Below are 14,916 nucleotides of genomic sequence, written 5' to 3'. Positions count from 1 at the left end.
CCGCCCTGGCGGGGCTGGCGGTCAGGAACCAGCAAGTCTCAGGGGGCGAGGGGGTCAAGGGGGCTAGGGGGTCAAGAGGGTCAAGGGGGTCAGGGAGGCATGGGGCCAGGGGGGCCGGTTCTGGGCAAGCAGTCCAAAACGGCCCACCGGGCCTAGCGGCCCCTCCACCCCACGAGTGGCGAAGGGGTGCGGCAAGCCCGTCACCGTGTTGGGGGAGCTCGAAGAGGGCTGCGCGACCGCGCACCCCCCCACCGGCCCACCGGCCCACCGGCCCGATGTCATGGCCGGGCGCGGGGCTGGTGGTCAGGGGTTGGTTATGGACAGGTATTCCAGAACTACCCATCCGGTGGATCGGCCAGCAATCCCGGCCCCGGCCGTCAGACGCCGAACCGGCCCGGCGTGCATGCGAGGCGCGAGCGCGCACCACCCACCGGGCCGGAAGCCGCTTAGCCATCCCGGCGTGCTGGCGAGGCGCGGGTGCGCCCCCCGGACCCACGATGCGAACGCAGCGGACGGTAGGGACCGACACGCCTCAGCCGGCCACTTTCCCTGGGCTGCCCGCTCGCTTCTCCCTCGTGCTGGAGTGAGGTGTGTCAAGGGTGGCCCGGAGGGCCATCGGCGCAGCCGACGCGGAACGCGCCCTTGACTCACCTCGCGGAGGCACGACACTGACCAAGAAGCGGGCGGCCCCACGGCAACCCTGACAACCCCGGCCCAGCCCTTCTCACGGCATGAGCCGCTGGGGACCTGTTCGGCAGCCCATACTTCGGCGCGTACCGAAACGTCCCGCGCCTAGCGTCTTGGGCCATGACGACTGACGCCCACCGAGTGGTCCGGCCGAGCATCCTCTACTTCGGCACGCCCGTGGTCCTGCTGACGACCGAGAACGACGACGGCACGTTCAACCTTGCCCCGATCTCCTCCGCCTGGGCGCTGGGACAGCACATCGTCCTGGGCCTGGGCAGTGAGAGCCAGACCGCGCGCAACCTCGCGGCGCGCGCCGAGCTGGTGATCAACGTCGCCTCGCCGGAGCTGTGGGAGCGGGTGGAGTGCCTGGCGCCGCTCACCGGGGCGAACCCGGTGCCCGAGAGCAAGCGGGCGGTGTACCGGTACGAGCCCGACAAGTTCGCCGCCTCCGGGCTCACCCCGGCCGATTCCCACCTCGTGAAGCCGCCGCGGGTCGCCGAGTGCGCGCTGCAGTTCGAGGCGCGGGCCCGTGCGCTGACGCCGGGCGGAGCGGGTCTCTTCCTCAGCGTCGAGTGCGACGTGCTGCGCGTCCACGCCGACGAACGCATCGTCGTGCCGGGCACCCATCACATCGACCCCGCTCGCTGGAGCCCGCTCATCTACAACTTCCGCCACTACCACGGTCTGACACCGGAGGTCGGGCACGGCTTCCGCTCCGAAACGGCGAACACGGCGACCCGTGTCGCATGACGGCCCCTCGGCGGGCAACGGCTTCGAACGGCACCCGGAAACCTGATCACCTGGAGGAGAGAACACGCCGGGGTGCCCGGAGAAGCACCGGCCAAACCGTCCTCCGGACACCCCGACCCGGCGTCGGCGGTGTCGCCTCAGCTCACCAGTCCCAGTTCGCGGGCGATCAGCATCCGCTGGACCTCGCTCGTGCCCTCGCCGATTTCCAGGATCTTGGAGTCGCGCCACATGCGGGCCACCGGGTACTCGTTCATGAAGCCGTAGCCGCCGTGGATCTGGGTGGCTTCGCGGGCGTTGTCCACGGCGACCGTGGAGGAGTGGAGTTTGGCCAGGGCCGCCTCCTTCTTGAAGGGTTCGCCCGCGACCAGGCGGGAGGCCGCGTCGCGCCAGGCCAGGCGGGCCGTGTGGGCCTTCATCTCCATGTCGGCGATCTTGAACTGGATGGCCTGGTTGGCGCCGATCGGCTTGCCGAAGGCGTGACGTTCCTTCGCGTACTTGACCGACTCGTCCACACAGCCCTGGGCCAGCCCCGTGGCGAGGGCGGCGATGGCGATCCGGCCCTCGTCCAGGATGCGCAGGAACTGGGCGTAACCGCGCCCCTGTTCGCCCAGCAGGTTGGCGGCCGGGACCCGGACGTCCTGGAAGGACAGTTCGCGGGTGTCGGAGGCGTTCCAGCCGACCTTCGAGTAGGGCGGCGCCACCGAGAAGCCCGGGGTGCCGGACGGCACGATGATGGCCGAGATCTCCGGGCGGCCGTCCGGCTTGCGGCCGGTGACCGCGGTGACCGTGACCAGACCCGTGATGTCCGTGCCCGAGTTGGTGATGAAGCACTTGGTGCCGTTGATCACCCACTCGTCCGTGTCCGGGTCCAGCCGGGCCGTCGTACGGGTCGCCCCCGCGTCGCTGCCGCCGTCGGGTTCCGTCAGGCCGAACGCGCCCAGGATCTCGCCCGAGCACAGGCGGGGGAGCCACTGCCGCTTCTGCTCCTCCGTGCCGAACAGGTGCAGCGGCATCGCGCCCAGCGAGACGCCCGCCTCCAGCGTGATCGCCACCGAGGAGTCCACCCGGGCCAGCTCCTCCAGGACGAGGCCGAGCGCCAGGTAGTCGCCGCCCATCCCGCCGTACTCCTCCGGGAACGGCAGCCCGAACAGGCCCATGCGGCCCATCTCGTGGACGATCTCGTACGGGAACTCGTGCCGCTCGTAGAAGTCGCCGATCTTCGGCGCCACGACATCGTGCGCGAACTGCTCGACCGTACGGCGGAGTTCCTCCAGCTCGGGGCTGAGACGGTGGTCCATGCTGATCACTGGTCCTTGTGGGAGAGAGCGCGGACGGTACGGGACGGGCTGGGCCGGCCCAGCTGTTCGGCCATCCACACGCTGGTGGCGGTCAGACGGCCGAGGTCGACACCCGTCTCGATGCCGAGCCCGTGCAGCATCCAGACGAGGTCCTCGGTGGCGAGATTGCCGGTGGCGGACTTGGCGTACGGGCAGCCGCCGAGCCCCCCGGCGGAGGCGTCCACCGTGGTGACGCCGTGCTGGAGGGCGGCCAGGGTGTTGGCGAGCGCCTGGCCGTAGGTGTCGTGGAAGTGCACACCGATCGCGCCGGTCGGCACGCCCCGCTCGTTCAGCAGGGCGAGCAGCGCGCGGACCTGGCCCGGGGTGGCCACCCCGATGGTGTCGCCGAGGCTCAGCTCGTCGCACCCCATGTCCCGCAGCGCCCCGCACACCCGCGCCACCTGGGGGAGCGGCACCGGGCCCTCCCACGGGTCGCCGAAGCACATGGAGACATAGCCGCGCACCCGTACGCCCTCGTCCTTCGCGCGCCGTACCACCGGCTCGAACACCGCGAGGGACTCCTCCAGCGTCCGGTTGAGGTTGGCCTTGGCGAAGGACTCGGTGGCGCTGGCGAACACGGCGACGTACTCCGCGCCGAGCGCCAGCGCCCGGTCCAGGCCGCGCTGGTTGGGCACCAGCACCGGAAGGGCCGCGTTCAGATCCCTCACCCGGGGGAACAGCTCCTCGGCGTCGGCGAGCTGGGGCACCCACTTGGGGTGCACGAAGCTCGTCGCCTCGATGGTGGTCAGGCCCGCGCCGGCCAGCCGGCGGATGAACTCGGCCTTCACCGCCGTCGGTACGGCCGTCTTCTCGTTCTGCAGCCCGTCGCGCGCGCCCACCTCGTGGATGCGCACCCGCGCGGGCAGTCCCTCGGCCGGTACGGCCATGGGCAGTCCCCGGACGCTCATCCGGCCGCCTCCTCGTGCGGTGCGATGACGGCCAGCACCTGGTCCATCGCGACCGTGCTGCCCGGCGTCACATCCAGTTCGGCCACCGTGCCGGCGTGCGGGGCGGAGATGACGTGCTCCATCTTCATCGCCTCCACCACCAGCAGGCTCTGGCCCGCGGCCACCTCGTCGCCCACGGCCACCTTGACCACCGTCACCGTGCCCGGCATGGGCGCGGTGAGGGAGTCGGCGCCCGCGTGGGCCGCGTGGTTCAGGGACGCGGCGACCGGGTCGTGGTCGCGCACCTGCCAGGCGTCGCCGTCCCGGCCGAGCCAGTCCCCGGCGCGGCGGAAGGTGTGCCGGACGCCGTCCAGGGTGACGCTCACCCGGTCGCCGGTGACGGTGTGGACGCCCCGGGGGGTGTACGCCACCGGTTCGCGCACCCGCAGGTGGAAGACGGGCGGCTTCGGGGTGCCGCCCAGCCGCCAGCCGTTCGGCACCGAGAACGGGTCGGTCCAGCCCTGAGCGCGCGGCTCGAGCGCTTCCAGCCGTACGGCCGCCGCCGCCTCGTACACCTCCTCCGGCACGTCGGCGGAGGCCAGGTCGTCCACCACCCGCTCCACCAGCCCGGTATCCAGGTCGCCCGCGACCACGTCCGGATGGGCCAGCAGCCGGCGCAGGAACCCGGCGTTGGTCTGCACGCCCAGCGTGACCGTCTCCGCCAGGGCCGCCCGGAGCCTGCGCAGCGCGGTCGCGCGGTCGGGGCCGTAGGCGATCACCTTGGACAGCATCGGGTCGTACAGGCTGCCCACCTCGGTGCCCTCGCTGAGCCCGGAGTCGGTGCGGACCCCGTCGCCCCGGGGCTCGTCCAGCAGCAGGACCGTGCCGCCGGAGGGCAGGAAGCCGCGCGCGGGGTCCTCGGCGCAGATCCGGGCCTCCACCGCGTGCCCGGTGAGCGTGATCTCCGACTGGCCGAAGGGCAGCCGCTCGCCGGCCGCGACCCGCAGCTGCCACTCCACCAGGTCCAGTCCGGTCACCAGCTCGGTGACCGGGTGCTCCACCTGGAGCCGGGTGTTCATCTCCATGAAGTAGTACTGCGACGGGTCGCCGCCCGGGACGATGAACTCCACCGTGCCCGCGCCCCGGTACCCGCACGAGCGCGCCGCCTGCACGGCCGCCTCGCCCATCGCGGCCCGGGTCTTCTCGTCCAGGAGCACGCTCGGCGCCTCCTCGATCACCTTCTGGTGGCGCCGCTGGAGGGAGCACTCGCGCTCGCCGAGGTGCAGCACGGTGCCGTGGCCGTCGGCCAGCACCTGGATCTCGATGTGCCGGGGCCGGTCGATCCACCGCTCCACCAGCAGCGTGTCGTCACCGAAGGAGGCGCGGGCCTCCCGGCGGGCGGCGGCGATCTCCTCCTCCAGCACGGTCAGGTCCCGCACCAGGCGCATGCCCTTGCCGCCGCCGCCGGCCGACGGCTTCAGCAGCACGGGCGCCCCCAGGGCGCGGGCCGCCTCGGCCAGGCCGGGGTCGCGTCCGCCCGGCACCACCGGCACCCCGGCCGCCTCCACCGTCTCCTTGGCCCGGATCTTGTCGCCCATCAGCGCGATCGCGTCCGCCGGCGGGCCGATGAAGACCAGCCCCGCCTCCTCGCACGCCCGCGCGAAGGCCGCGTTCTCGGCGAGGAAGCCGTACCCGGGGTGGACGGCCTGGGCGCCGGTGCGGGCGGCGGCCTCCAGCAGCCGCTCCACCGACAGATAGCTCTCGGCGGCCGGCGCCGGACCGATCCGCACCGCCGTGTCGGCCTCCCTCACGTGCCGCGCGTCGGCGTCGGCGTCGGAGAAGACCGCCACCGAGCGCACGCCCAGGGCGCGCAGCGTACGGATCACGCGTACGGCGATCTCGCCGCGGTTGGCCACCAGCACTGTGTCGAACACGGTTCCCCTCCTCACATCCGGAAGACGCCGAACTGGGGGTCTCCCAGAGGCGCGTTGGCGCAGGCCGTCAGGGCCAGACCGAGGACCTGACGGGTGTCCAGCGGGTCGATCACGCCGTCGTCCCAGAGCCGGGCGGTGGCGTAGTAGGCGTTGCCCTGGCGCTCGTACTGGGCGCGGATCGGCGCCTTGAAGGCCTCTTCCTCCTCGGCGGGCCACTCCTCGCCGCGCCCCTCCAACTGGTCCCGCTTGACGGTCGCCAGCACGGACGCGGCCTGCTCGCCGCCCATCACGGAGATCTTGGCGTTCGGCCACATCCACAGGAAGCGGGGGGAGTAGGCCCGGCCGCACATCGAGTAGTTGCCCGCGCCGTAGGAGCCGCCGACCACCACCGTCAGCTTCGGCACGCGCGTGCAGGCCACCGCCGTGACCATCTTGGCGCCGTGCTTGGCGATGCCCCCCGCCTCGTAGTCCCTGCCGACCATGAAGCCCGAGATGTTCTGGAGGAACACCAGCGGGATGCCGCGCTGGTCGCACAGCTCGATGAAGTGGGCGCCCTTCTGGGCGGACTCGGAGAACAGGATGCCGTTGTTGGCGACGATCCCCACCGGGTGGCCGTGGATCCGCGCGAACCCGGTGACCAGGGTCTGCCCGAACTCGGCCTTGAACTCGGCGAACCGGGAGCCGTCGACCACGCGCGCGATGATCTCGCGGACGTCGTAGGGCGTACGGGAGTCCACCGGGACGGCGCCGTAGAGCCCGTAGGGGTCGACCTTGGGCTCGACGGACGGCCGGACCTCCCACGGCAGGGACCGCCGGGCGGGGAGCGTGGCCACGATGTCCCGCACGATCCGCAGCGCATGGGCGTCGTTCTCGGCGAGGTGGTCGGTGACCCCGGAGACCCGGGAGTGCACCTCGCCGCCGCCCAGCTCCTCGGCGGTGACGACCTCGCCGGTGGCCGCCTTCACCAGCGGCGGCCCGCCGAGGAAGATCGTGCCCTGGCCGCGGACGATCACGGCCTCGTCGCTCATCGCCGGGACGTACGCCCCGCCCGCCGTGCAGGAGCCCAGCACGGCCGCGATCTGCGGGATGCCGGCGCCGGACATCCGGGCCTGGTTGTAGAAGATCCGGCCGAAGTGGTCCCGGTCGGGGAAGACCTCGTCCTGCATCGGCAGGAAGGCCCCGCCGGAGTCGACCAGATAGACGCACGGCAGCCGGTTGTCCAGGGCCACCTCCTGGGCGCGCAGGTGTTTCTTGACCGTCATCGGGTAGTACGTGCCGCCCTTGACCGTGGCGTCGTTCGCCACGATCACGCACTCGCGGCCACCGACCCGCCCGATGCCGGCGATCACCCCGGCGGCCGGGGCCTGCCCGTCGTACATCCCGTCGGCCGCGAGCGGCGCGAGCTCCAGGAAGGGCGAGCCCGGGTCGAGCAGTGTGTCCACCCTGTCCCTCGGCAGCAGCTTGCCGCGCGCGGTGTGCCGCGCCCGCGCCTTCTCGCCGCCGCCGAGGGCCGCCGCGGCCAGTTTGCCGCGCAGCTCCTCCACGAGTGCGAGATGGGCCCTCTCATTGGCCCGCCAGCCCTCCGACGCGGGATCGGCCGCGCTGTGAAGCTCCGGTGCCTCCTGCATCCTGCGGTCCCCTCACCGGTGTCCGAACCTGTTAATGAGCGTTAACCATTTCCATCAGGTTAACGACCGCTAACCTCGCTGTCTAGAATTGTCGGCATGGCCAGCAGAACCGACGCCCCCACCCGCCGCGAGCAGATCCTCAAGGAAGCCGCCCGGCTCTTCGCCGAACGCGGCTTCCACGGCGTCGGGGTGGACGAGATAGGCGCCGCGGTCGGCATCAGCGGCCCCGGCCTGTACCGGCACTTCCCCGGCAAGGACGCGATGCTCGCCGAGCTGCTGGTCGGCATCAGCGGGCAGCTGCTGACCGGTGCCCGGCGCCGGCTGGCGGAGGCCGACGGGATCCCCGCGGCCCGCGTCCTGGACTCCCTGATCGAGGGCCACATCGACTTCGCCCTGGACGACCGCCCGCTGATCACCCTGCACGACCGCGAGCTGGACCGGCTGCGCGACAGCGACCGCAAGCTGGTGCGCCAGCTCCAGCGGCAGTACGTGGAGCTGTGGGTGCAGGTGGTCCGCGAGGCCTACCCGGGCCTGACCGAACCGGCCGCCCGCTCGGCCGTCCACTCGGTCTTCGGCCTGCTCAACTCCACCCCCCACCTCGGCCGCGCCGGCACGCTCCCCGGCCGGGGCACGACGGCGACCCTGCTGCACCGGATGGCGCGGGGGGCGTTCGAGGCGGCCGGGGCGGAATAGCCGTACCCGGGCCGCGCGCGGGGGTACCGGGCCGGGGGCGGGGACACCGGGTCGCGTGCGGGGGCGCCGGGCCGGAGGCGGCCGGGCGTGACGAGTATTACGGCCGAACCCCTCTGGACGGGGTTCCCTACTCGCCGGTACGGTGAGTGAGCAAGCGCTTAGACATGCTCGAAGTCATGCCGAGGTACGTGGAGGTGGCGGCGTGCGCCGTACGGTGTTCAACGAGGATCACGAGGCGTTCCGGGAGACCATCCGCGCCTTCATCGAGGCCGAGGTCGTCCCGGTCTACGACGAGTGGTTCGCCGCCGGCCAGGCGCCGCGCGACTTCTACTACAAGCTCGGCGAGCTGGGCGTCTTCGGCATCAGCGTGCCCGAGGAGTTCGGCGGCGCGGGCCTGGACACCCACAAGTTCGAGGCCGTCCTCTACGAGGAGACCGCGCGCGCGGGCGTGCAGTTCGGCGGCTCCGGCGTGCACGTGCTGCTCGCGCTGCCCTACATCAAGATGCTCGCCACCGACGAGCAGAAGAAGCGCTACCTGCCGAAGTTCGTCACCGGCGAGGAGATGTGGGCCATCGCGATGACCGAGCCGGGCACCGGCTCCGACCTCGCGGGCATGAAGACCACCGCCAAGCTGAGCGAGGACGGCACGCACTACGTCCTCAACGGCGCCAAGACCTTCATCACCGGCGGTGTCCACGCGGACCGCGTGATCGTGTGCGCCCGCACCTCCGCGCCCACCGCCGAGGACCGCCGTCACGGCATCTCCCTGTTTGCCGTGGACACCAAGTCCGAGGGCTACTCCATCGGCCGCAAGCTGGACAAGCTGGGCCTGCGCACCTCCGACACCGCCGAGCTGGCCTTCGTGGACGTCAAGGTGCCCGTCGAGGACCTGCTCGGCGAGGAGAACAAGGGCTTCTACTACCTCGGCCACAACCTGGCCTCCGAGCGCTGGGGCATCGCCTTCGGCGCCTACGCCCAGGCCAAGGCCGCCGTCCGGTTCGCCAAGCAGTACGTGCAGGAGCGCACCGTCTTCGGCAAGCCGGTCGCGCACTTCCAGAACACCAAGTTCGAGCTGGCCGCCTGCCAGGCCGAGGTGGACGCCGCCGAGGCCGTCGCCGACCGCGCGCTGGAGGCGCTGGACGCCGGCGAGCTGACTCCCGCCGAGGCCGCCTCCGCCAAGCTGTTCTGCACCGAGGTCGCGCACCGCGTCATCGACCGCTGCCTCCAGCTGCACGGCGGCTACGGCTACATGAACGAGTACCCGATCGCCCGCCTGTACGCGGACAACCGCGTCAACCGCATCTACGGCGGTACCAGCGAGATCATGAAGACGATCATCGCCAAGGACATGGGTCTCTAAGGTCGCCGGCACCCCCGGGCGGTATACCTGCACGCCATGAGCAAGGCACTCCAGGACCTCCTCGATCTGCTCGACCTGGAGCAGATCGAGGAGGACATCTTCCGCGGCCGGTCCCGCTCCGCCGTCGTCCCGCGCGTCTTCGGCGGGCAGGTCGCGGCGCAGGCGCTGGTCGCCGCGGGGCGCACGGTCCCCGGCGACCGGCCCGCCCACTCCCTGCACGCGTACTTCCTGCGCCCCGGCGACCCGGGTGCGCCGATCGTCTACACCGTGGACCGCATCCGCGACGGCCGGTCCTTCACCACCCGCCGGGTGGTCGCCGTCCAGCACGGCAAGCCGGTCTTCCACCTCTCCGCGTCCTTCCAGGCGTACGAGGACGGCCTGGAGCACCAGGCGCCCATGCCCGCCGCGCCCGACCCGGCCACCCTGCCCACCTCCCAGGAGCGGCTGGGCGGCTACGGCCACCTCGCCCCCGAGGTCGTCGAGCGGTTCCTTGAGGCCCGTGAGGCGGTGGACCTCCGCTACGTGGACGAGCCGCCGTACGGGCGGTACGGCGAGCCGCGCGAACCGCACTCCCAGGTGTGGTTCCGCGTCAACGGCAAGGTCGACGGCGACGACGCCCTCCGGCACATCGTCCTGGCCACCTACGTCTCCGACATGACCCTGCTCGACTCCGTGCTGCTCGCCCACGGGCGCGGCGGCTGGGCCGTCGGGGACGTGGTCGGGGCGTCCCTGGACCACGCGATGTGGTTCCACCGGCCCTTCCGGGCGGACGAATGGCTGCTGTACGACCAGGAGTCGCCGTCCGCGTCCGGCGGCCGCGGCCTGGCCCAGGCCCGCATATACACGCAGGACGGACGGCTCGCCATCACCGTCATCCAGGAGGGCGTGGTCCGCGTTCCGAGACGGCTGTGACTGATGCGCTCTTCGAGATGACTTGTGGCGTATGTCCGATTAGGCTCTCTGGGTGAAGGGCCGCAGTGAACGCCCATGCGTTCATTCTGCTGCGGTGACACCTGAAGACCGCGCCGCATCTTCCTCATCAGCAGCGGCGACGGCCATCCACCTCGCGCGTTCCCCCAGGGAGCCGCGAGAGACGATGGAGATGGAAGGTATTCCCATGCGATCACAGCGCACGAGGCGTCTTGTCGCGTTGTCCGCCTCCGGTCTGCTGCTGGCGGGCGGAGCCGCGTTCGGCACGGCCGCGACGGCCTCCGCCTCGGATTACGGCAGCGACAGTTCCTACAGCCGGTACGACGACGACCGTGGCGGCTGGTGGGACGACGATGACGACGACTACGGCCGCGGCGACCACCATGGCGGCTACGGCGACCACGACGGTGGCTACGGCGGCGACCACGACGGCTACGGCGGTGGTGACCACGGTGGCGGCGGCGGTCACGGCGACGGTGGCGGCGGTCACGGCGGTGGCGGCGGCGGCCACGGTGGTGGCGGCGGCCACGGCGGCGGTGGCGGTGGTGGCCACTGATCCGACCTGACAACCGAACACGGTGTGCGGCCCCGTCGGCGGGGCCGCACGTCGTTTCCCGACCAACCCGTCAGGGGCGAAGCGTCAGGGACGGGTCGTCGGCGACGGGCCGTCAGGCCAGTCCCGCCCCGGCCAGCAGATACGCCGTCATCGGGTCGTAGTAACGGGGGCTGACCACATGGTCGTCCAGCGGGACCACCACCTGCACGGTGCCCTCCGCCTCGGCGAGGAAGAGCGCCGGGTCGTTGCAGTCGGCGTAGCCGACGGAGTCCACGCCGTGCTGCCCCGCGTATCCCGCCCAGCCGTGGTCGGCCACGACCAGGTCGGGCAGCGGACGCCCGGCGCGCTCGAGGCCGGTCAGGATGGCCCGCATCGGCTCCCCGGAGTGGGTGTGCCACAGCGTCGCCCCGTGTTCCAGCACGGCCACGTCCGCGAACTGCATGACGTACCCCTCGTCCGTGCGCAGCCCGTCCGGGATGACCACGATCTCGCAGCCGGCGGCGCGCAGCGCGGCGGCCGTGGCCCGGTGCACGTCCAGCAGCCCGCCCGGGTGCCCGGTCGCGAACAGCACCCGCTGGCCTCCCTCGGCCGCCTTGCGCAGCCGCGCCGCCATCCGGTCCAGCGCGTCCACGGTCAGTTCCGGGTCGATGGTGTCCTGCCCGTACCGGTACTCCGGGTCGTCGTTGACGCCCACCCGCTCGGCCATCACCGCGAGCACGTCCTGCTCGTCCGTCCAGCGGTCGCCCAGCTCCAGGCCGAGCCAGAAGTCACGGACACCGTTGGCGAGCTGACGGTAGTGGGAGAGGTTGTTCTCGCGGGGGGTGGCGACGTCCCCCGCGATGCGGGTGCGCACCAGATGGTCGACGAGCTGGGCGCGGCTGGGTGTCCCGGATATCGGCATGGCACCCATTGTGGAGCAGCACGCGGCGCCGGTCCCCGGGATATCGCCCGCTGCGACGGGGGTCACGCACCGGCGCGGTCAGCCCCGGCGCAGGGCGAACCACAGCTCCATGCGCACGTCCGGGTCGTCCAGGTCGGTGTCCAGCAGGGCCGCGCAGCGGGCGACGCGCTGCCGCACGGTGTTGCGGTGCACGCCCAGCGCCACCGCCGTACGGTCCCAACTGCCGTGCAGCGACAGCCAGGCGCGCAGGGTCTCGGCGAGCGCGGGCTGCCCGGCGAGGGGGGCGAGCAGGGCACGGGCGTATGTCTCGGCGTCCGCCGCCGGCACCAGGTCCGCGAGCGCCGGCCGGGCGGCATGCCGGAGCAGTGGGGCGCGGACGGCGCGGGCCCGGGCCAGGGCGCGGGCGGCCTGGGTGTCGGCGGCCGGCCACTCCCGGGGCTCGGCCGGGGCGCTCACCCCGAGGGTCCAGCCGGGCTGCGGCTGCGGTGCCCGGTCGGCGGGCACCAGCACCCGTACGACCTCGTCGGCGAGGTCGACCAGCGGCGAGCCGAGGGCGGCGCCGAGCGCGGAGGCGGCGACCGGATCCGGGGCCTGGGCCTCCGGCCGGGCGTGTACGACGAGCCGGCGGCCGGCGCCGAGCAGCGGGGCCACCTCCTCGGGCGGGGCGCCGAGCAGCAGCCGTACCAGCGCCGAGGACCGGGCCGCGCCGGCCCCGCTGTGGTGCTCCCCGGTCAGCAGCGCCAGCAGCACGGCGGCGACCGACGCGATGGTGTGGTCCCCGGCCTCCCGCCGCGCACCGGCCACCCCGAGCACGAACCCCTCCCCGGCCCCGAGCGCGTAGACGGCGAGGTGGACCCCGCCGTGGGTGTCGGTGGCGGAGGAGGGGTGGGAGGGGGCGTTCGCCGGGTGGGGGGCCGGTCTGACCACGTCGGCCAGTCGGGCCAGGGCCGCCCGCACGTCCCCCGGTGTCTCCCGGCCCGCCCCCGCGACCTCCGTGCCGTCCGGGCCGTAGAGGACGGCCCGGCCGGACAGCCGCTGGGACAGCTGGCGGAGGACCGCGGGGATGGGGTCGGGGCGGGCGGCGGCCGCCGCGAGGCTCTGCTGGGCCTCGGTGACGCGGCGCAGCTCGGCCAGCCGGGCCTGTGCCATCAGCCGCCAGACCGCCCGGGCCACGGCCGAGAACGTGGTCTGCGGCGGGACCTCCAGCAGCGGCAGGCCCTGCCGTTCGCAGGCGGTGACCAGGGCGCGCGGAACCGCCTCGTGCACCGGGGCCACCCCGAAGCCGAGCGCCGCGCCGCCGGCCGCGACGATCCGGGAGACGTACGCGTCGAAATAGGTCCCGGCACCGGCCGCCTCCGGGATGTGCACCCCGGCCGTGAGCAGCAGCTCGCCGCCCAGCAGATAGGGGTAGGGGTCGGTCATCTCCGAGGTGTGCGCGCCGTGGATCACGATCCCGGGGTCCGCGGGCCCGGCGATCTGCCGCAGGGCGAGGTCCTCCCGGGCCAGCAGGGCCTGGAGCGGCACCGGCGGGGTCGGCGGGACCGCCGGTGCCGCCGGGGCCGGGGAGATCGTCTCCGGCATGGTGTGCACACCCTCCATCCCGCCCCGTTCCTATGGATGAAACGTACACTTCGCAGTCGCTTTCCGGCCACCTACTGTCAAGTGAGCACGGCAGCCGCGGGTACGGGCGGATGTCCCCGCGAGCCGCTGCCGACGGAACCGAAGCATCTGCACGACACGCCACCGGACAGTGCGCGAAGGAGGGCCGCCCCATGGCCGTCGACTACACAGTGATCGTCGTCTATCTCGCCGGCATGCTGGCGATGGGCTGGTGGGGCATGCGCCGCGCCAAGTCCAAGAGCGAGTTCCTGGTGGCGGGCCGCCGCCTGGGCCCCGCCATGTACTCCGGCACCATGGCGGCGATCGTCCTCGGCGGCGCGTCCACCATCGGCGGCGTGGGGCTGGGCTACCAGTACGGCCTGTCCGGCGCCTGGATGGTCTTCACCATCGGCCTCGGGCTCCTCGCCCTGTCCGTGTTCTTCTCCGCCCGCATCGCCCGCCTGAAGGTCTACACCGTCTCCGAGATGCTGGACCTGCGCTACGGCGGCCGGGCCGGCGTGATCTCCGGCGTGGTCATGTGGGCGTACACCCTGATGCTCGCGGTGACCTCCACCATCGCCTACGCCACCATCTTCGACGTGCTGTTCGACGTGAACCGCACGGTCGCCATCGTCCTCGGCGGCGCGATCGTCGTGGCGTACTCCACCCTCGGCGGGATGTGGTCCATCACCCTGACCGACATGGTGCAGTTCGTCGTCAAGACGATCGGCGTCCTGCTCCTGCTGCTGCCCATCGCGGTGGTCAAGGCGGGCGGCTTCGCCGAGATGAAGGCGCAGCTGCCGACCTCCTACTTCGACCCGCTGGGCGTCGGCGGCGAGACGATCTTCACGTACGTGCTGATCTACACGTTCGGCATGCTGATCGGCCAGGACATCTGGCAGCGCGTGTTCACCGCCCGCAGCGACCGGACCGCCCGCTGGGGCGGCACGGTGGCCGGAACCTACTGTCTGGCCTACGCCGTCGCCGGCGCGGTGATCGGCACCGCCGCCAGGGTGCTCTACCCGAAGCTGGGCAGCCCGGACGACGCCTTCGCCACCATCGTCAAGGACGAACTCCCCGTCGGCGTGCGCGGTCTGGTGCTGGCCGCCGCCCTGGCCGCCGTGATGTCGACGTCCTCCGGCGCCCTGATCGCCTGCGCCACGGTCGCCAACAACGACATCTGGTCCCGGCTGCGCGGCCTCACCAAGCGCACCGGGGAGCACGAGGAGCGCGACGAGGTCGCCGGCAACCGCGCCTTCATCCTCGTCATGGGCCTCGCCGTGATCGGCACCGCGATCGCGCTGAACGACGTGGTCCAGGCGCTCACCGTGGCCTACAACCTGCTCGTCGGCGGCCTGCTGGTGCCCATCCTCGGCGGCCTGTTGTGGAAGCGCGGCACGGCCCGGGGCGCGCTGGCCTCCGTCGCCGTCGGCGGCCTGGCCGTCATCGGCCTGATGGCCGGCTACGGCATCCTCGCCAACGAGCCCGTCTACTACGGCCTGCTGGCCTCCCTCGTGGCCTACGTCGCCGTCTCCCTGGCCACCCGGCCCACCGACGAGGCCGTCCTCGCCGCCTGGCGCGAGCGCCTCGCCGGGCGGCCTTCCGAACTGTCGTCCGAAACGGTCCCGGCTCACCAGTAGAGTCACAGGGAAAG

12 protein-coding genes are annotated in these 14,916 nt (G+C 72.5%); 6 read left to right on the top strand and 6 right to left on the bottom strand.

Annotated features, from left to right (window positions below):
• The first annotated feature begins 807 nt into the window (after positions 1-807).
• Entirely contained in the window at positions 808-1,437 is a 630-nt protein-coding gene (locus tag ABD350_RS37440; protein ID WP_344353863.1) for a flavin reductase family protein, read from the top strand.
• A gap of 137 nt (positions 1,438-1,574) precedes the next feature.
• Here the strand turns inward: ABD350_RS37440 and ABD350_RS37435 are convergent, their stop codons facing one another.
• From ABD350_RS37435 to ABD350_RS37420, 4 genes are read right to left on the bottom strand one after another with little or no spacing between them, the layout of a single operon-like run.
• Positions 1,575-2,735 (bottom strand): acyl-CoA dehydrogenase family protein, encoded by a 1,161-nt coding sequence (locus ABD350_RS37435; protein WP_344353861.1) that lies wholly within the window; start codon positions 2,733-2,735, stop codon positions 1,575-1,577.
• A 5-nt stretch (positions 2,736-2,740) separates the two neighbouring features.
• A complete protein-coding gene (locus tag ABD350_RS37430) occupies positions 2,741-3,682 on the bottom strand; it encodes a hydroxymethylglutaryl-CoA lyase (protein WP_344353859.1) in 942 nt (313 codons plus the stop codon).
• Positions 3,679-5,595, bottom strand: a complete 1,917-nt coding sequence (locus ABD350_RS37425) for an acetyl/propionyl/methylcrotonyl-CoA carboxylase subunit alpha (protein WP_344353857.1) — start codon at positions 5,593-5,595, stop codon at positions 3,679-3,681. Before ABD350_RS37425 ends, ABD350_RS37430 begins: the two co-directional genes overlap by 4 nt.
• A gap of 11 nt (positions 5,596-5,606) precedes the next feature.
• Complete coding sequence (locus ABD350_RS37420; protein WP_344353854.1) at positions 5,607-7,223, bottom strand: carboxyl transferase domain-containing protein; 1,617 nt, start codon at positions 7,221-7,223, stop codon at positions 5,607-5,609.
• A 96-nt stretch (positions 7,224-7,319) separates the two neighbouring features.
• On the opposite strand from ABD350_RS37420, the gene ABD350_RS37415 reads away from it, so the two are divergent.
• The 4 genes from ABD350_RS37415 to ABD350_RS37400 all read left to right on the top strand — a co-directional run bounded on the left by ABD350_RS37415 (position 7,320) and on the right by ABD350_RS37400 (position 10,762).
• A complete protein-coding gene (locus ABD350_RS37415; protein ID WP_344353852.1) occupies positions 7,320-7,916 on the top strand; it encodes an SACE_7040 family transcriptional regulator in 597 nt (198 codons plus the stop codon).
• 202 nt (positions 7,917-8,118) lie between these two features.
• Positions 8,119-9,276 carry an acyl-CoA dehydrogenase family protein gene (locus tag ABD350_RS37410; protein WP_344353849.1) on the top strand — a complete coding sequence of 386 codons (1,158 nt, stop codon included), beginning with the start codon at positions 8,119-8,121 and terminating at the stop codon, positions 9,274-9,276.
• A 36-nt stretch (positions 9,277-9,312) separates the two neighbouring features.
• Positions 9,313-10,188, top strand: coding sequence for an acyl-CoA thioesterase (locus tag ABD350_RS37405; RefSeq protein ID WP_344353847.1), 876 nt, complete (start codon positions 9,313-9,315; stop codon positions 10,186-10,188).
• A gap of 205 nt (positions 10,189-10,393) precedes the next feature.
• A complete protein-coding gene (locus tag ABD350_RS37400; RefSeq protein WP_344353844.1) occupies positions 10,394-10,762 on the top strand; it encodes a hypothetical protein in 369 nt (122 codons plus the stop codon).
• A gap of 112 nt (positions 10,763-10,874) precedes the next feature.
• On the opposite strand, the gene ABD350_RS37395 is transcribed toward ABD350_RS37400, so the two are convergent.
• Positions 10,875-11,663: a phosphatase gene (locus ABD350_RS37395; protein WP_344353841.1), complete on the bottom strand. Its 789-nt coding sequence runs from the start codon at positions 11,661-11,663 to the stop codon at positions 10,875-10,877.
• A gap of 78 nt (positions 11,664-11,741) precedes the next feature.
• Positions 11,742-13,262, bottom strand: a complete 1,521-nt coding sequence (locus tag ABD350_RS37390) for a PucR family transcriptional regulator (RefSeq protein WP_344353840.1) — start codon at positions 13,260-13,262, stop codon at positions 11,742-11,744.
• A gap of 173 nt (positions 13,263-13,435) precedes the next feature.
• Between ABD350_RS37390 and ABD350_RS37385 the strand changes: the two genes are divergently transcribed.
• Positions 13,436-14,902 carry a sodium:solute symporter family protein gene (locus ABD350_RS37385; RefSeq protein ID WP_344353838.1) on the top strand — a complete coding sequence of 489 codons (1,467 nt, stop codon included), beginning with the start codon at positions 13,436-13,438 and terminating at the stop codon, positions 14,900-14,902.
• The last annotated feature ends 14 nt before the right edge of the window (positions 14,903-14,916 follow it).

Source organism: Streptomyces nogalater (genome assembly GCF_039532885.1).
GTDB classification, from domain to species: Bacteria; Actinomycetota; Actinomycetes; order Streptomycetales; family Streptomycetaceae; genus Streptomyces; species Streptomyces nogalater.
The sequence above is the reverse complement of the archived record's forward strand: the minus strand, read 5'-3'. Positions and strand labels throughout refer to the sequence as shown.